The following is a 17,301-nucleotide window of genomic DNA, read 5'->3' on the forward strand; positions in this document are numbered from 1 at the left end:
TCAGCCTTAAGAAGAGAACGAAGAGAATCGCCCAAGCTCTTCTACGTGATTGTAGTCACCACGAATGTCTTGGATAATCTTCAGGCTCTTGGCGTTCTCTTCGCTCAGCACCACGACTCGTCGCGCGCCGTCGTCGGACACCCACAGGCTTGATGCCAAAATGGTCTCGTCTTCATATTTCGGTCGTGTGAGTCGATGAGACTGCGTGCCGGTGACGACACGCTTCATTGTCGCACCGTCCAACGGGGCATCCCACACCCAGCCATCGCAGTCGTCGATCGCGATGACAGCGCCGGCCTTCTTGTATTCCACGACTTCGTCGGGTTCAAGCCAGCCCGTGATCTCCGCCCACCGACTTCCATCAGGACCGATGAGATCACCCTGATCATATCGAGGCTCGTTCATCATTCTTCCCGTATCTTTTTCCTCCAGGACCCATAACTCTACCAGTAGTAGTGGCGCGTTCCGATTCTATCCTTCTTACGCCCTCTTTTAGCGTCTTCTTTCGTACGGTAGTAGTCGCAATGAACGTGGTTGTTGCTTGAGCACGGCCCTCGATACCTGGCCCGCCCACCCGTACGTACGGCGTCACGCTTCGCCGCGCTCTTGGCGGCATTCTTGCTTGGATACTTCTTGCCACTGTTGCCGCTGTTCGGCTTGTAGTTGGTCGGCGCTTTGATCCCGCCGACTCCCCACTCAATGCCTTGGCGGGTGTTGGCGCCGATGGCCCACCCGCCCTTGAAAACGTGCGGTGCAGCGGCAGTGCTCCCGCCCGCTGAGGAGCTGCCGCCGAAGTGCGGTACGGGGATGTGGATGGGGTGGGTTTTGACCAGGAACCAGCCGCCGATGAGCGTCACAGCGCCGACGACCAGCATGCCTTCTCCGACGCAGGCGTCCCAGAAGCAGTTGCCGTCGAGGTCGGTGTGGTTGATCGGGTCGGCCGCGGTGTAGTCGTAGTCGTTGGCGGAGCCACCTTCGACCGGGTCGACGGACAGGAACCGGCCCAGGAGCGGGCTGTAAGGCCGGGCTCCCATCTGAACCAGCGACAGCGAACCAGCGTGCTCGTAGAGCCGTTGGTATTGCCCGAGCCAGCCGTAGTCCATTTTGCCTGGCTGGTTGTCCGGGACGCCCTGGTTGTCCACCGTGCCGTCCGCGGCCAGGGGTTGTCCGAACGGATCGTAGGTCCGCAGCGCCACGGTTTGCTTGCCCGCGCTGTCGGCCGACAGGACCAGATCACCCTTGACCGATGGATAATCCCAACTCGGCTGGGCGCCTGTTTTCGCCGTGTACAGCACTCCGCCAGGCAACGAGAATGACAGGGACGTAAGTCGTTTGTCGCTGTCCAGGGTGAGGTCCGCGCTGTCGTCGGTGCCGGTGTAGCCGTACAACACCGCCGTCGTCGTGTCGCCTTGATCGGCCTGGCGGCGGATAATCCGGTCGGTGGCGTCGCGGGTGTAATTCACCACCGCGGGGTTGGCACCGGTAGTACGGACGTAGGTGTTGCGGTCAGCACCGTCCCAGGACAGTGTGGTGACCGCGTCTCCGGAGGTGAATTGCGTGGCGCCGCCATGGGCGTTGTAGGTCACACCGGTGACCGCATTGGCGCCGAGAGTGGCCAGGAGCCGGTCCGCCGCGTCGTAGCAGTAGCCGGTTTCCGCTGTGCCTGCAGGGGTTTGGTCGAGTAGCCGCATGCGGTTGGTGTTCTTACCAGCGTTGGCGTTGGTCCCGGTTGGGCAGGACGCGGAAGAGGCGGAGGTGAAGTCGTAGGTGTAGTGGTGTCCCGTCACCCACGCCTCGGTCAGTCGTCCGGCCGTGTCGTACACGTAGTTCGGCGCGCTGGGCCTGGCGTCCCCACCAGCGAGAGTTTCGTTGGTGATGGTGCCCGCTCGCGTCCGGTCGACCGCTGAGGTCACGTCGTGGCCGTCGCTGGTTCTCCAGGTTTGCGAGACTGTCCGGCCGGCGCTGTCCCTGCCGACGGACGCTAGCGACGACCCGTTGGCGTAGGACACCGAGGCCAGTTCACCGGCGGTGTCGAAGGTGACAGTGGCCAGGACGGTGTCGCCGAGTTTGGTGGTGAGCAAGCGGCCTGCGTCATCGTAGGTCGGGATGGTCACCTGGGGCGGATCTGCCGGGTTCGGCGGAATCACTTTCTGCGCGGTGATACGACCTGCCCTGTCATAGGTGGTCTCGGAGCGCGTGCCATGCGCATCGATGTATGCCACTGCTCGGCCGACCAGGTCGACCACCGTGGTGACGGTTCCCGTGTTGTCGGTGACCGACGTGGTCAACGGATCGCCATTGACCGCGTAGTCCCGGTGCACGGTACGGGCACCTGATGTCGACGAAGCGGGGATGGACTGATCGACCGGCCTGTCTCGGGCATCATAGGTGGTGCACGCCCAGTCCCCGGCCGTCGCCTTGGCCACCACTCGACCAGACGCGTCGTAGATCTGCTCGTCAACGCGAGCGGGACCGGAGGCCGGTGTCGCGGAGGTCGTCAGCTTGGCCATGCCGCCCTGGTTGACCGCTGGACTCCCAGTCACACAGGGATTGACGCGAGTTTCGGTGTCGCCGTAGAAGCCGTAGGTGGTCTGGGCGCCGTTGGACATGGTCTTGTTGATCTTGCGGAGATAGCCGCTGCCCACTGGCTCGTGCCCGTTGCCTCCGGTCAACTGCAAGCCCATGGGATCATTGATGGTCCTCGTGGGCACGCCGAACACCGGGTCCAGCCCAGCGTCGTCGTACCGGGTAGCGGAGGTGCGGTCAGCGACACCGTCCGATTCGGACGTCACAGTCGACGTGGCCAGGCCGTACCGGGGACGCAGAGAGGTACCCGGTACGGGTTCATGGACACCGCTGGGGGTGGTCCAGTGCGTCTCCAGCACTGCGGCTGACGTGGCGTCGAAGAAGTCCACGCGGATCCGCTTCACGGTTCCAGGAGCGTCGGCGTGCACGACACCCTGACGCCACTTCGCCGGGGTGACGATCCAGTCGTCAACGACGATCTGATCGTCCACCCAGACCCGCACGCCATCATCCGCCAGCATCCGCAGTGTGTAGTCACCTGCCTGCGGAAGCAGGATCTCGCCGGTGGCACGCAGCGAGAAGTGGTCGGCCGGAATGCCTGCTGTGGGAGCGCCCTCGCCCCAGTTACGCAGCAGCTTCCCGTCCGCGTCGCCGATGCCGGTCGCGTACACCTTGGGTGCGCCGGCGAGGATTTCGTTGTCGTAGTAGGCGACCGACAGACCCTTCATACCCTCGTCATAGTTGGTGTGGCTATGCGGGAGCGTGGCCGTACACGCCGATGTGGGCTGCTGCCCAGTGAAGCACGACCCGGGGGCGGGGCCGTAGGTGTCGGTGGGCCGGTCGGCGTGGTCGTAGACCGTGGTCGAGACCCTGCCTGCCGCGTCCGTGGAAGTGAGTTTCTGGTCCTTGACATTCCAGGTTTGGCTGGTCGTTTTGCCGGTGGCGTCGGTGGCCGTGAGTGCCCGGTCGGCTTCGTCGTAGGTGATTCTCGTGTTGTAGCCGATGGCTGGTGAGAGCCCGAGCACGTCGACGAAGGTCTGCCGGTTTGCGGGATCGTAGCGGTAGGAGTGTCCCGGTCGCGGTTGCCCGATAGCAGGAATCGACGCCAGCGCCCAGTTGACCTTGGGTTTCTCGCCCGAGTTGGTCTGGTAGAGGACGGCGTAGGTCACTTCCCCCTCGTACTGACGGCGACCGGCGAGGTCGGCGGCGAGCCAGTCGTTGGCTTGGCCGTCACGGGTGGCCTCGATCAAACCCTGGGCGTTGTAGCCGATATCGGTGATCTCCGAGCCTGGGTCCTCGACCCGGACGATCCTGCCCTGGGCGTACCACAGACGCGTCTCGGTGCCGTCCCAATAGGAGACACGGCACAGCATCTGCGACGGCGCCAGTAGATCCGCACCGGGCGGAGGCTTGACGCCGCCGTAGCAGTCGTCGTTGGCACGGTTGTAGTGCAACACGTGTGACCGGCCGGACACTGGGTCCTTGATCTCCCGCAGCCGCGAGGGCGTACCGTCGTAGAGGTTGCGCAGCATCGCCGACTTGCGGGAGTCCACCACGCTGCTCTGCGAGTCCAGTTTGCCGTCCGTGCGGAAGGAGAAGACCTCCGAGCCCTCGGTGAGGGTGACCCGGCCCGCGGAGTCCAAGCCGAGGATGCCGGTCTCGCCTGGTGGGGCTGTGTAGCCGCCGGTGCTCTTCTTGGTCCAGGTGTGCTTGGCACCTGCCGCGTCGGTCAGCACGATCGACTGGTCGGCGATCTTCGCCTCGGTGTACGACGCACCAGTACCGTCCAGATCAGACGACAGCGTCCAGCCCTGCGGCAGGGTCGGTAGATCTGAGGAGTACAACCAGTCCGCCGGGACGATCTGCGACGGGACGGTCGACCCGTCCTTGGTGCGGACGAACAGGCGCATCTGGGCGTTGTGGGTGGCCTCGGCCAGCTCGACCTTGATCGGCACGCGCTGTCCCGCGGTCAGGGTCACCGCGGTGTTCTCCGACTCGGTCCAGTTGACGTCGCTGGGTTTGTTGACGTCGTAGACCTTGGTGTTGTTAACCCACACCACCGCGCCGTCGTCGTGCACGCCCGCGAACTGGTAGCTGCCGTTCGCTGGTGCTTGAAAGAACCCTTCCCACCGCACGACGAACCAGTCCGGCCCCAGCGCGGGCGCGAACGGTGACTCGACGTCCCAGTTGACGTTCACCTGCGGCTCGGTTCGTACCAGCACCGGCTGTTGCGCGTCGTTGATGATCCCGTTGTGCGACAGGTCCGCGAAGTACGAGGCCTTGAGCCCCTTCGGATCGGTCTGCTGCGAGTTGTAGGTGAACGTCAGACCCGCGTTACCGCCGACCGTGTTGAACGTCGGCGAGGTCAACTGGGTGGTGACGTTGCCGTTGGCCAAGTTCACCGTGAACGGACCCACCGTGTCCACAGGAGACGGACCACGATCACCGATACGCTGATCGACCTTGAGATGCCCAATCCACGGCGGCGTGGTCATGGTGATCCCGCTGGCGGTCGTGGCTTGCCAGGTGTAGGCGACACCGTCTTGCAGCACCCCCGTGGGGACAGTCCACGTCGGTGTGGAGATGCACCCGGAATCAACCACGACACCGGATTTCGCGTCCGGACCGGTCGCCACCCGGAAGCAGTACTTCACCGGATCACCATCGGGATCAGTCACCGGGTTCACCGACAGCGTCGGTGTCAACGAGGTCGTCACGCTGTTGTCCGCCGGCCCGGACAGCACCGCAGCCGGTGGAGCTGTGCCGGTGTCGACGCTAAGGGTGGCGTTGAGGTTCTTGTAGGTCCACACACCGGAAGCTTCGCTGCCGATCAGCATGAGATACGACGCCTGCTTGGTATCGACCACATGCCGCAGGAAACCGGTCAGGTCGGCCGAGGAGAAACTGCCGACATCGCCGACCAGTGCGCTAGCCAGCTTAGCGCCAAGGCCGTTGTAGTTCAACGCGGACGCGTGATACAGCTCGGTGTTCCAGGTCTTGACCGACCCCACCACGCCCGTGTTGCGAGTAACATCCATCCGCGCGCCGACCACGGTCTTGCCATACAACGACGAATAGTCGAACCGCAGCGCGGTCCGGTTGTAGGTGTCGCGTTCGTTGAGGCTGTTGCCGATCCGCAGTCCGCAGTTCTCACACGTGTAGTTGTCCGAGCGGTAGGACTGCGAGGACACCACACCGAAAGTGAACGTCGGGTCGACCCGCACCGGGTACACCCGACGCGCGTCGCGCAACCAGGCCTCGTCCACCGACACCGTCAACACCCACTGTGCGCCGTCCCGTTCGAGCCCATACCGGCCGCCGGTCATCGCCGGTGTCCGGTCCGCGTTGCCCGAAGAGTCCCAGGTCTCGATCGGGGGCATCACCAGCTTCACCACACCCGCGGCGTCGGAGAGCCGGACCGTGCCGTCCGCGGCGACAGCGGGCGTCAAACCATCGGTGGCCAAACGGAACCGCCACGTGGCTTTACCAGGCTGAGGCTGGGTTTTCAGCACGATCGTCTCTTTGACCGAGCCCGGCGTGATCTCGTAGTCCAGATCAGTGCCCGGCAGCACGTTCTCGTAGACCGCCTTGCTCCCCTCGACCCGCACCGCGCTCGCCGCCGCACCCGGAAGCGCCAGCGACGCCCGCCTACCGTCCACCGCGACCGACACGACCTCAGGGTCGTTGGCCTTGTCAGCCATCGACGGCGACAACCCCTGCGCCTTCGCCTTCACCCGGGCACCACTACGGGCCAGCGTCGTATCCACCGGACGCCAACCACCCTGACCATCCGGCACGTTCAACGGCTGCGACGACTGCCGCACCGTCCGTGACCCGTCAGGGTTGAGGTATTCCTCCGCGAACATCGACCGCGACTGCAACCTCGACCGCTGCGGATCGAACCGGCTCCCACCGCCGCCCACCAAAGTGGACATCGGGATGAAATCCGCCTTCTCCGCCACCGGGGAAGAACCTGGCGCTGACACAGGTTTAGACGGCAAAACCGGCAAATCGCGCGGATCAATACTTTTCGCCACAACATCCGACGGCGGCGCAGCCGCTGACGCGGGCACCTCCCCCACCGTCACACCAAGAACAACCACCAACGACACGACCATCGCCCGTAACATGTGCAGGCCAAATGGCCGGACCACTCTGTGGCCCGTCATCCCACAACCCCCTTCAGGGTAAACGTGCGCGCTCAGCCTCACGCGAACCAAACAAACGGACCGAAGCGTGGCACACCAACCACCACCCGGTAAGCGGCCGTTCGGAGCAGACCCAAGGAGACAGACATCTCACAACGCCCCGGAACTGACACAACTTTCTTCGGTCACTGCAAAGACTCGCACCACCACGTCACCTGGGCCCTGTTTCGCCGAGTTCGTGCATCAGGGCGACCAGGTGCAGGCACGCGGTGGCCGACAACGCCGACTCCGGCTCGTCCATCACATAGAAGCCCGGGTCGCGGAACATCGACCGGAACACGGCGCAACGATACGCACCACTATGGACGGTCGTCTCAGCCTTTAGGTAGCAAAGCGCGAAGGGCCGTCCGGCTCCGGTGCACGACAGGACCGCGAACAAATCCGCGCCGAGGTGGTACCACCAGATCCACATGCGATTTGCGGCGCCCGAGGGCGGCAGTCACTGCTCGAACAGCGTTGGCGTGTCTTGTTTCACGTGATGGCGCGTGGGCGGTGATGTCATGAGCGCCGTGGCGCGCAGCGGCGTGTTCGTCCGCGTGGTTGCGTCGATGTGTTGCCCAGCTGTTCGCTTCGGGTACGGGTGTACGCGGGCCTCGAGCCCGGCACCAGACGTGCCCGGTATCTCAGCGAAACCATCCCGGCTGGACCTGACGCCGCAGATCGGGCTGAACAAGCCCGGTTACGGCTGATCCGGACCGTGGACCAGCGAGAAGGCCCGCGCCTGACAGCGACTCTCGATGAACTGGTCACCCGCCACATCGCGATGATGCCTCTCGCTGGCTCCACTAAGGACAATTACCGCGGCTATCACCGCAAACACATCCACCCCCTGCTCGGCCAACACCCGATCGGCCACGTCACCGCGGAGATGCTGGACGAGTTCTATGCCGAACTCGCCCGCTGCCGCGACCACTGCACTCAACCCGAAACACCGCACGGCCGGCACCAGAAGCACCAATGCCGACCATTAGCGGCCGCGAGTATCCGCAAGATCCACTTCCTGCTCAGTACCGCCTACCGCTCCGCCATCCGCTGGGACTGGACCACCGACAACCCCACCGAACAGGCCACCCCACCACCACAACCACGCCCCTGCCCGCGGCCGCCCACCCCCAGCGAGGTCGCTCGCATCCTCGCCGAGGCCTGGAACCAGGTGGAACCACTCGTCGCGGTCGCCATCTGGATCGCCATCACCACCGGCGCCCGCCGCGGCGAGTTGTGCGCGTTGCGCTGGTCGGACTTCGACGCCGACCGCCAAGTCATTCACACCCGCGCCAGCATCTCCCACACCACCAACGGCCTAGTCGAGAAGACACCAAACTGCACCAAGAACGCCGTATCGCAGTCGACCGTGACACAACCCAACTCCTGGCCGCCTACCACGAACTCCGCCGCCAGCGCGCCCACACCGACGGCAATCCGCTTCCCGACAACGCGTTCATCCTGTCCCCTGACCTTGACGGCCCGGCGTGCTTGGCGCCCGCGTCCTTGGGGCAGCGGTTCCATCGCCTCGAACTCTCTGACGCGCGGCCAGTGGCTTACGCGCACCGCGAGGTCGGCTGAAGAAGATCTTGAGGCCGGAGGCGCTGGCGTACTGAGGGATCCTTGCTACCCGCACTCGTGTGGTGGCGGCCGTCCAGGCAGCAGTCCGGGTGCGCGGAAGTGAGCGGCGCCTCGTTGTGGCGCGTCCGCACCGCGGTGTTGGGGACAGGATCGGCGGCAGGGTGCTGAGATGAGAGGCTGTGTCGGGCCTGTCCGGAGGCCAGGGGGGCGGCGGCCACCTGGTGCAATACGGGGCGGATTTCGTGGGGTGCGGGTCGAGTGGCGGGGTCGTCGGCGAGCATGCGCCGTAGTAGTGGTTGCAGCGGCGCGCCGTGGAGCATCGGGGCGGGAGGTTCGGTGATCGTGGCGGTCAGGCAGGCCATCGCGTCCTCGCGGGCGTAGGGTGACTGGCCTTCGATCGCGGTGTAGAGGGTGGCGCCCAGCGCCCAGACATCCGATGCGGGTTCGGGGCGCTGTCCCCGCACGCATTCGGGCGCGACGAAGGCCGGGGTGCCCGCCAGGGGGCCGGGAGCGGTGGCGCCGTCGAGGGTGGCGATGCCGAAGTCGGCGAGGTAGGCATCATGGTGGTCGATCAGCACATTGCCTGGGGTGACGTCGCGGTGGAGCACTCCGTGGTCATGGACGGCACACAGGGCGTCGAGGATTTGGGCGCCGAGTTCGGCGACCTGCCAGACGGGCAGCGGGCCGTGCTCGTGGATGATGTGGGACAGCGGGCAGGACTGGACGTGCTGCATGATGATCCACGGGCGCTGCTGGTGTTCGACGAGGTCGTACACGGCCACTACACGAGGGTGTTGGACGCGTGCTGCGGCGGCGGCCTCCATGCGGGCGCGGTCCCACAGTTGCTCGATGGTCTCGGGGGGCTCGGCGTCACTGCAGGGCACGAGTTGTTTCACCGCGACGGCCCGATCGAGAATGTCATCCCAGCCGGACCAGATCGCACCCATTCCTCCGCGCCCGATCACGTGCGCCAACCGGTACCGCCCGGCCAGGACGAGTTCGTGATGTTCTGGACCCCTCACTTGACCAGTTGTATCCGGCCTGGCCGTATCCGAAACCCGGAGGTGACTCCGATGGCGACAGTTGACTGGATCGGCTCCTCGGGTGCGTTGGTTCCCGCCATCGAGGCTGCTGGCCAGTCGGGTGTGCACGCTCCGCAAGGGAGCGGGCAGCGTCTCGAACCCGACTAGGTCCGCGAGGTCGTCGTCGGTGCGGGTGCCGGCGACCGCGTCCAGACAGCCGTGGCAGGCAGCAGGAATCCCCCCGGTCTGGTGTGACTGGGGCATGGCCAGTCCGTTGCGGACCGGACCCGCCAGCGCGCCCGTGCCCGTTTACATGTCTCACCCAGGGGGACTGGGCTGCGGGCGCGGGGGCCAGGCATCATCTCCACCCCCGGCATGCCGCATGCGCTTCGCCGACGCGCCACCGCTGGTCACCGGAAGCGACCGCACCTGGTTGTGCACATCCTGTGCCACCAGCGCTGCAACTGCTCGTATCGTCGGCAACATAGGCCACGCGCTCACCCCACGGCATATCGGCCGGTTCACGCAGCACAGCGGTCCCAGCGTCGCGCAATTGTGCAATGAGAGTCAACTCCGTCGGACAGCCGTGGCTGAGCCGGTACTGGGTGCGCAAAGTGCGGCAGAACACGTCGGGCCAACCCCGACCACCGACGTAAGGGGCACTACGACCAGGATCACGACCAGATGGGCTCACTGCCACTGTCCGGTTTAGGTGACTGCGATGCCGGGTACGCGGTCGACGCACCTTGAACACACAGGGTGAGTCCGGAGGTTGTTCGATGGAAAGCTCTACCGCTGAAGACGCGTCAGACGACGAGTTCGCCGCGACGGGTGACTTCGAGGACCTTCAGAGGCGCGTCGAGCGGCACTCCCAGCGGCTGAGCCAGCATGCCCGTGAGCTACGTCGTTTGCGTGACGACCTAGACGAGCTCGATCAACGCATTCGTTCGGCGTGAGCACGGCGAGGCCGCTGGCGGAAGAGCCGCCGGTAGATGGTGGAGGCAACGGACTGATCGGGATTGGAATCCGCGACTCGTCCGCCAAGCCGGGTGAAATGTTCGCCAGCGTCAACGTTGACGGCGTCGTCATCCTGGCGGCTCCCGCAGGCAGTCCGCAGGGGGCGCCGAGCGTTGAACCGGTATCAAGAACGGTGGCGCGTGCGGACACGGTCAGTCGGTCCGGGTTTCGCAGGCTTCCAGGGGCCAGGGTCCAGGGCTGCCGACCGTAGGTGTCACGGCGGATGCGGTAGCAGGTAGTCAACTCTGCGGCGTGGCAGGCGTTGCACTTCTCGGCAGAGTTGAGCGCTGCCAGCCGATGCCGTCGAGGTTGCGGTCACGCGACCGTCCTCGCCGTGGATCACATATGGCTCGTGATACCCGCAGTAGGGTATGCAGTCACCCGTCCAGGTGGTCGTCGGGCATCATTTTCACTGTCGTATTCGCGGGTACTACTCGACCACGAATCGCACCGAATGACCTCCTACTACGCAAGATCACCGATCAGACCGTGCGTCGCCATTGGCAGGAGGCAACCAAGGTCGACATCAAAGGCGAACGAGTCTCGATCGACCCCGAAGGCCCTCTGGCACAAGCACAATGGGTCAAGACCCGCTACGGCATGTCCACCCAGACCCTGCCGAACGGCTATTGCGGGCTGCCGCTGCAACGCACCTGCCCGCACGCCAACGCATGCTTGACATGTCCAGTTTTCCTCACTGGCCCGGAGTTCCTGCCCGAACTGCGGGAACAACGCCGCCGCACCCTCACCCTGATCGACGTGTCCGAGCTCGGCGGCCAAGCCCGCATGGTCGAGATGAACCAGCAGGTGGTGACCAACCTCAACCGCATGATCAGCGAGATCGAGGAAGCCGCGACCGAGGACACGGACACCACCCATGCGGGCTGACAACTCCCACCACATCGTCACGGCCGCGCGGCGCCGAGCCACTGCCACACGGCGCCGCGCTGTTGCGGCGTTGCGCCGTATGGACATGCGGGACAAGCGATTTCCTTCGACGCGGTGGCGCGCGAAGGGCGGGTCTCTCGGTCCTGGCTCTATAACCAGCCCGACCTGCGCGCCGAGATCGAACAACTGCGCACCCGGAGGGATCCAGCGCCCGGCGGGCAACGCCTTCCTGACCGGCAACGCGCATCCGACACGTCGCTGCAGCGGAGGTTTGAGGTCATGGCCGAACGAAATCGCCAGCTGGAAGCCGAGAATCGGCAAATACGCGAGGCTCTCGCGGTCGTCCTCGGCGAGCAGCGCGCTGCCTCGGTCGTCGGACGCCCCGGCGACACGCCGAGAAAGAAATCCCAACCAGTCATCGGACCCTGCTGACACTGGCCTTGAAGCATTGGCACAGGTCAACGCGGCTGACAGCACCGGAGCTGAAGACAACGGTTGTCATCAACCCGTGCTGACGGTCAGGTCCGTGAGAGGCGCTGTCAATTCTGTTTGCTTGCAGTCAACGGCGGTTATGAGGCGGCTGGCGAGGAGGTCCCGAGAGTCTTGGCCTCCGCGCCAGTCCGGGCGACACCCTCGACTGCCAGACAGATACCGAAGACACGGTCATGGCTGGTCCAGCCGTTGACGCGGCCTCGGTTGTTGCTGATCTGCACCCGCTGACGAGCTTGGTCCACCGCCGACACCAGGTGCAAGTACACCGTCCCGGTGACCCGCGCGAGAACGATGTCGCCTACTTCCAGCTTTGACGGGTCGACCGGAGCGACGACCACCTGCTGCCGGCTCCGTATCAGGGGAACCATCGAGGAGCCACTTGGCCGGAACTCCACGGTTGCCCCACCAGCGACTCTGCTTGCGACTGCATCCAACATACCCATCCGTTGATAGTGCCCGATCAGGACTCGCGGCACCGCCAAATTCGTCTCCGGTGGATAGCTCGGCATGTCGGCAGCAGCATCTCGGGGACACGCCGAGGAAAGCAAATTTCACGGACCAGGACGCAGCTCCGGCAGCCACGTCGAAGCCAGTGTCCTCATCGCATCACTGCAGATCAGACAACTGATCAACTCGTTGACGCGACAGGACAATTGCATCTCGCTTTGCGGAGTACGCGCAGCGGGCGGTTGCGATGGTCCGGACTTCCGATCAGTCATGTTCGGGAGTGCCTCGCGGGCGCTCGGGCCCGCAACCGCGTTTTGATCTTGGATTGCTGTTTTTCCGGTCGCGCGATCGAGGCGATGGGCACATGCTCACCTTCGCCCGCGCCCTGCGGGCCAACGGCACGCCGTGCCAGAGATCGCGGAGAAGGTGAAGACCACGACCGGCAAGAACGCTGGCATAAGCCCGTCAGTGGCCTCGGTGTACCGCGCCCTCGCCGACGACAGCGACATCGGCGAGGAGGTCACCATCCGCACGAACCCCCGCTCCACCGCGGCCCCCACCACCATCACGATCAGCTGAGCACCGCACACCACTACGTCGTGCCGGCCGAGAGGTCCTCGGTGGCGTCGTGGCCGGCCGAGGTCGTTCGGCGCAGGAAGTCCGCGATCAGTTCGAGCTCGGCCTGGCTGTACTCGGCGCAGAGCTTGTCCATCGCCGCGTTCATCCCCGAATAGAGGCGGAACATCTCAGCGTTGCGGTCGCGCAGCGGGCGCACCGTGATCGCGCGCCGGTCGGCCGCCTCGGGGGCGCGCTCGCGGACGATCCAGCCGCCGCGCTGCAGCCGGTCGAGGATGCCGGTCATCGTCGCCGGGTGCAGCCCGGCCCGGCGGGCGAGCGCGCTCGGGCTGATCGGGGCGTGCAGCGCGATCAGCTCCAGGCAGTCCAGGTCGACGTCCTTGAGCGCCAGCTGGGTGCTGACCTGGTGGTTCAGCAACGAAAGCTGGTTGCGCAGCTCCCGCAGAGACTCCTTGACCGCCGCGGTCGACCGCCTCCGACGGCGCGCTGAGTCCACACCGCCATCTGATACGGAACTCATATGATATGCTCCTCGTATCATCTGGATGTCGGAGAACAGGGTATCCCGTCCGGCATGCTATCGCCGTCGTCGCCTAACGAAGGGGTGGTCTCGATGAGTACCGCCTATCTCGTCGTCGCCCTGCTCGCCGTTGCCGCCAACGGATTCTCGGGCATCGCGGCGCTGCTGCGCTTCAAGCCGATCCTCCCGGGAATGGCCGCAGCCGGGGTGCCGGAGTCGTGGCTGACGTTCCCGATCGGGACGCTCAAGACCGCCGGCGCGGCCGGCCTGCTCCTCGGCATACTGGGAGTGCCGATGATCGGCATCGCCGCGGCGATCGGACTCATCCTGTTCTTCGTCTGCGCCGTCCACACACACATCCTGGCCCGCGACTACGCCGCCCAATTCGGGCTGGCCAACGCCTTTCTGGCCCTGAACATCGCCGTCCTCGTGCTGGGACCGGCCGTGTCCTAGTACTCCAGCCGCAGGCCGTGATCTGTGAGTCTCCGCTGGTAATGGCATTGTCGGGCTCGGTGTTGGTGGCGTCGTCGCCAGTGTGACCATGCCTCGGTGTGCGAACGCGGATGCGGGGTGAAGGTCAGGGCGGCGTGCAGGCGCCTGATCTCGTTGACGGAGCGCGATCGCGCTGAACACCAGTGAGTACTCGGTGACCTGGACCGGATCCGCTGTAGGACACGCCATGTCCGGACTGGGTCAGGCCATCGGGCAATTTGCGCAGCTCCTGGGCCGGACGCTCGGTCAATCGGATGCCGAGGCGGTCCTCGACCACGCGCACTGCCGCGTGAACGTCGGTGTCTACCCCGAACGTCAGTGATTGCCGCGTTCAATCGACCTGGAATGGCTCATCGGGCATGGCGGTGTCGTTCACGATCCTGACAGTTACGGCGTGCTGCGGCGGCTGGACAGCAGCGCCAAAGGCACGTCAGCCATGTCGTCGGTGACCAGCCCATCCACCCGACATGACTGCGGAACCAGATCAGGTACGTGTCGAGCCTCCACGGTGATCGCATACGTGATCACCGCGCGGACGGTCTCGCTCACATGCCGCGAACGCCCACCGACATCAGAGACCACCTGGGCCCAGAGATACGCTGCCCGCCACAGCGACATGGGAACCGGCGGATCCGAGGCGGGTCCAACCTCCCTCATCACCCATCTCCCTACGGTCTGGCCGTCACTTCGCGTGTCGCGGTCGCGTGGACGACAACACCCCGGCCAACGATCGGACGACGGCGTTGCCAAGGTGCTCGAACACGAGCTTCATCAGCGGCTCGGCGACTTTCGCCCATCCGACAAGCTCGATGGTGGCCCGGTAGGTGATCCGCGCGCCAGAACCGGCCGGGCTCACGCTCAGGTCGTCCACCGTCCGCGCGGTCTTGTTTGTTCCCACGAAGGTCACTCGGTCCGGCTCGAGCCGTGTGAGCTCGTAGGTCAGCTCGGTCTTGCTGCCCAGCAGCTTCGACACGTTGTGCCATCGCGCACCGACGCCGATCGCTCCTTCTCCCATGCGCCAGCACGCCACCGTGCCCGGATCCCACTCCTCGGTGTTCGAGAAGTCGCTCAAATACCGCACAACGTCCGCAGGCGGCTTGTCGACCTCGAACACCCGCTGCACTCGTACCACGCCACTTCCTTCCCGCGGTCATTCACGACATCGGCGCTGTCACGCCTGAGCCGCGACGGTGATCACGACCTTGCCGGACGGCGCCGGCGATCCGCTGCGGGGCTCGATGGTGAGCGCGAGGAACGAGGCGTCCTGCACGGTCGTGAGGTCGTTCACGAGTAAGGTCCCGTGCGAGTCGTTGAACAGTCCCATGGGCGACTTGTGCCCGTCGGCGGTGACCGCCCATGCCTGGAACGACTGGTTGGGCGCGAGCCCGGGGAGTCCTTGGACTGTCAGCACCATTGCGTTGCTCTGGCGGGAGGTCACCACGGTCATGGTGCTGCCGTCAGGTTGGGATCGCCGCGCCGTGTGCACGTCCGGAGCACCCAGAACGGCGTTGATCTTGTCGATCTGACTGTGGGACTGCGCGAGTTGGCTTTCCAGGTCGGTTTCCCGGTTGGTCGCACCGATCCCGATGACGACAGCCGTGACCACGCTGGCCGCGGCGGTGAACAGGGCGCCACCTATCAGCCAGTGTCGTGCCGGACGAGGACGCCTACGAGTTGGCGGTGCCGCTGTGAGTATGGGCAGTGGCGGTAGTTGCCGAGTCGCAACAACCGCGTCGCGCACGTTGTGCCACAGCGCGGACGGGGCAGTCGTTGCGGTGATGTGGCCGAGGCGTGCCGTGGTCTCGCGGAACTCGTTGACTTCCCGGGTGCAGGCTGGGCAGTCGGCCATGTGGTTCTCGAACGCTCGTTGTTCCATGTCGGACACGGCGTCGAGGACGTAGGCCCCGGTGAGGGTGTGAATGTCATTGCTGACGATCATGGCGTTGCCCCCAGACAATCACGCAGCCGGACGCCCCCCGCAACCGGGTCTTGATAGTGCCCAGTGGACAGTCCAGCAGTTGGGAGACCTCTCGATAGGTGTAGCCCTGGTAGTACGCCATCCGCACCGATTCCCGCTGGACGTCGGTCAGGCTGTCCAAGCAGTTCCGCACCTGCTGGCGTTCGAAGTTGGCCAGGACGACCTCGGTCACCTCGTCGACGTCCCTGACGGTATCGCTTTGACTGGCTTTGGCCTCACGGTCGCTATCGGCCTGAGCGGCGCGCACCCGGTCGACCGCTCTACGGTGGGCGATCATCATGGCCCACGACCGCACAGTGCCTCGCTCGGCGCTGTAGCGGCCGGCGGTGCGCCACAGTTCGAGGAACACCTCCTGCGACACTTCCTCCGACTGTGCCCGGTCGCGCAGAACGCGTTGGACGAGGCCGAAGACAGGGCCGGACAGGTTCCGGTAGAACTGCTCGAAGGCATACTCGTCGCCGTGGGCAACCCGGCACAACAATTCGTCCAAGTCATCAGACGAGGAGGATGGGGGTGGCGAGATCGCGGGGCGCCGTGTAGGCGGGCGCTGCACTCGGTCTCGCATCACTGCTCCTCATCGCCTCTGTCTACAGTGCATTCGATGCTGATCCCGTACCGGTTTGGGGCGAAGCAGCCGCTGTGTCACCGACGACGCGAGAAGTGCGGGTCGCGGGAGCGCGTCCCAAGGAGGTCGTACGTGCGCTCCCGCGAGAATGTGGGCCACAAGGAGGGTTCATACCGGTAGTCGGACACGCTGATGTCACGAACTGGATGGCGGTAGCGCGAGCTCAGCAAGATTGCACACCACGACGACGGCATCGCCTTCACACGACCACCGCATTGTTTGCTCTTCACCGCGATCGGACTGCGACAGCGACTGTGGCGCGGGGGATCACGAGCCAGTCGGATGCCCAGGCCATGAGTACGACCCGATCAAGAACGCGTCATCGATGCCTGGTCTGGCTACGTACTGGAAGCGGTAGCCGAGTAGTAGCAAGGCTCCGACGCCGCTCTGCAGGTCTCGCATACTGCTTCCAGTTCGCGGGTAGGTGACTGCCGCCGCACCCACAGTCACGTGGGGTGCGACGACAGCCCGTCTCCGTGCGGCCTGGCTACGCGGCGGGCGGCATCAGGACCGAGTCTATGATGTACACCGTGGCGTTGGCGGTCTTGACGTTGCCGCAGACGACCTTGGCGCCGCCGGTGCCGATAGTGAACTCCTGGCCGCTACCAGTGGTGGTCAGCTTGCCCTTCTCGACGGTGTCGAAGCTGCCCGAGGCCAGGTCGGCGGTGGTGAGCTTCTTCGGCACGACGTGGTAGGTCAGGACCTTGGTCAGCAGCGCCTTGTCGGCCAGGACCTTGTCCAGGTCGGCCTTGGGCAGCTTGGCGAACGCGTCGTTGGTCGGCGCGAACACCGTGACGTCCTTCAACCCGTTGAGGGTGTCGACCAGACCAGCATGCTTCACCGCGGTAACCAGAGTGGACAGTGCGGGGTTGTTCGACGCGGCGGTCGCGACCGGATCCATGGCCATGCCCTGGAAGCTGCCGGGGCCGTCCTTCGGGATCGACGCG

17 protein-coding genes and 1 pseudogene are annotated in these 17,301 nt (G+C 65.2%); 5 read left to right on the top strand and 13 right to left on the bottom strand.

Translation table 11 applies throughout. From position 1 onward, the window contains the following. Positions 1 to 6: 6 nt before the first annotated feature. The 7 genes from ALI144C_RS13990 to ALI144C_RS14015 form a co-directional block, all read right to left on the bottom strand. The gene (locus ALI144C_RS13990; protein ID WP_143230635.1) at positions 7 to 405 is read right to left on the bottom strand and encodes a hypothetical protein; all 399 of its coding nucleotides are present in this window, start codon (positions 403 to 405) and stop codon (positions 7 to 9) included. A 38-nt stretch (positions 406 to 443) separates the two neighbouring features. Continuing rightward, entirely contained in the window at positions 444 to 6,488 is a 6,045-nt protein-coding gene (locus tag ALI144C_RS13995) for a PA14 domain-containing protein (protein ID WP_076987504.1), read from the bottom strand. A 397-nt stretch (positions 6,489 to 6,885) separates the two neighbouring features. Then, on the bottom strand, positions 6,886 to 7,014 hold the full coding sequence (locus ALI144C_RS58390; RefSeq protein WP_269086673.1) for a hypothetical protein: 129 nt from the start codon (positions 7,012 to 7,014) through the stop codon (positions 6,886 to 6,888). A gap of 399 nt (positions 7,015 to 7,413) precedes the next feature. Then, a complete protein-coding gene (locus tag ALI144C_RS55420; RefSeq protein WP_076987505.1) occupies positions 7,414 to 7,689 on the bottom strand; it encodes a hypothetical protein in 276 nt (91 codons plus the stop codon). A 59-nt stretch (positions 7,690 to 7,748) separates the two neighbouring features. After that, on the bottom strand, positions 7,749 to 7,997 hold the full coding sequence (locus ALI144C_RS55425; RefSeq protein WP_076987506.1) for a hypothetical protein: 249 nt from the start codon (positions 7,995 to 7,997) through the stop codon (positions 7,749 to 7,751). Further along, complete coding sequence (locus ALI144C_RS55430; protein ID WP_168211247.1) at positions 7,998 to 8,240, bottom strand: hypothetical protein; 243 nt, start codon at positions 8,238 to 8,240, stop codon at positions 7,998 to 8,000. It lies immediately after the preceding gene. Between the two features lie 32 nt (positions 8,241 to 8,272). Next, positions 8,273 to 9,319 (bottom strand): serine/threonine-protein kinase, encoded by a 1,047-nt coding sequence (locus ALI144C_RS14015; protein WP_269086674.1) that lies wholly within the window; start codon positions 9,317 to 9,319, stop codon positions 8,273 to 8,275. 1,506 nt (positions 9,320 to 10,825) lie between these two features. Between ALI144C_RS14015 and ALI144C_RS14020 the strand changes: the two genes are divergently transcribed. The 3 genes from ALI144C_RS14020 (at position 10,826) to ALI144C_RS55435 (ending at position 12,742) form a co-directional block, all read left to right on the top strand. Next, positions 10,826 to 11,224: a hypothetical protein gene (locus tag ALI144C_RS14020; RefSeq protein WP_076987509.1), complete on the top strand. Its 399-nt coding sequence runs from the start codon at positions 10,826 to 10,828 to the stop codon at positions 11,222 to 11,224. 99 nt (positions 11,225 to 11,323) lie between these two features. Continuing rightward, a complete protein-coding gene (locus ALI144C_RS14025) occupies positions 11,324 to 11,656 on the top strand; it encodes a DUF6262 family protein (protein WP_269086678.1) in 333 nt (110 codons plus the stop codon). 912 nt (positions 11,657 to 12,568) lie between these two features. Beyond that, positions 12,569 to 12,742: a hypothetical protein gene (locus ALI144C_RS55435; RefSeq protein WP_168211249.1), complete on the top strand. Its 174-nt coding sequence runs from the start codon at positions 12,569 to 12,571 to the stop codon at positions 12,740 to 12,742. Positions 12,743 to 12,755: 13 nt separating this feature from the next. Here ALI144C_RS55435 and ALI144C_RS14035 read toward each other — a convergent pair whose 3' ends face one another. Beyond that, on the bottom strand, positions 12,756 to 13,259 hold the full coding sequence (locus ALI144C_RS14035) for a MarR family winged helix-turn-helix transcriptional regulator (protein WP_076987510.1): 504 nt from the start codon (positions 13,257 to 13,259) through the stop codon (positions 12,756 to 12,758). A gap of 93 nt (positions 13,260 to 13,352) precedes the next feature. Here ALI144C_RS14035 and ALI144C_RS14040 point away from each other — a divergent pair, with 93 nt between their 5' ends. Further along, on the top strand, positions 13,353 to 13,712 hold the full coding sequence (locus ALI144C_RS14040) for a DoxX family protein (protein ID WP_076987544.1): 360 nt from the start codon (positions 13,353 to 13,355) through the stop codon (positions 13,710 to 13,712). Positions 13,713 to 13,938: 226 nt separating this feature from the next. Beyond that, positions 13,939 to 14,073 carry a hypothetical protein gene (locus tag ALI144C_RS58395; RefSeq protein WP_269086675.1) on the top strand — a complete coding sequence of 45 codons (135 nt, stop codon included), beginning with the start codon at positions 13,939 to 13,941 and terminating at the stop codon, positions 14,071 to 14,073. Between the two features lie 65 nt (positions 14,074 to 14,138). Here the strand turns inward: ALI144C_RS58395 and ALI144C_RS54325 are convergent, their stop codons facing one another. From ALI144C_RS54325 to ALI144C_RS14065, 5 genes and pseudogenes are all read right to left on the bottom strand, one after another. After that, on the bottom strand, positions 14,139 to 14,408 hold the full coding sequence (locus ALI144C_RS54325) for a hypothetical protein (RefSeq protein WP_143230637.1): 270 nt from the start codon (positions 14,406 to 14,408) through the stop codon (positions 14,139 to 14,141). 25 nt (positions 14,409 to 14,433) lie between these two features. Further along, complete coding sequence (locus ALI144C_RS14050) at positions 14,434 to 14,883, bottom strand: SRPBCC family protein (protein ID WP_076987511.1); 450 nt, start codon at positions 14,881 to 14,883, stop codon at positions 14,434 to 14,436. Positions 14,884 to 14,922: 39 nt separating this feature from the next. Next, positions 14,923 to 15,690 (bottom strand): anti-sigma factor, encoded by a 768-nt coding sequence (locus ALI144C_RS14055; protein WP_076987512.1) that lies wholly within the window; start codon positions 15,688 to 15,690, stop codon positions 14,923 to 14,925. Then, positions 15,687 to 16,294 (bottom strand): annotated as a pseudogene (gene sigK, locus ALI144C_RS14060) (ECF RNA polymerase sigma factor SigK). Before sigK ends, ALI144C_RS14055 begins: the two are co-directional and overlap by 4 nt. Positions 16,295 to 16,841: 547 nt before the next feature. After that, the coding region (locus ALI144C_RS14065) for a fasciclin domain-containing protein (protein ID WP_193441187.1) at positions 16,842 to 17,301 on the bottom strand (460 nt) is incomplete at its 5' end.

The organism is Actinosynnema sp. ALI-1.44 (assembly GCF_001984155.1).
Lineage (GTDB): Bacteria > Actinomycetota > Actinomycetes > Mycobacteriales > Pseudonocardiaceae > Kibdelosporangium.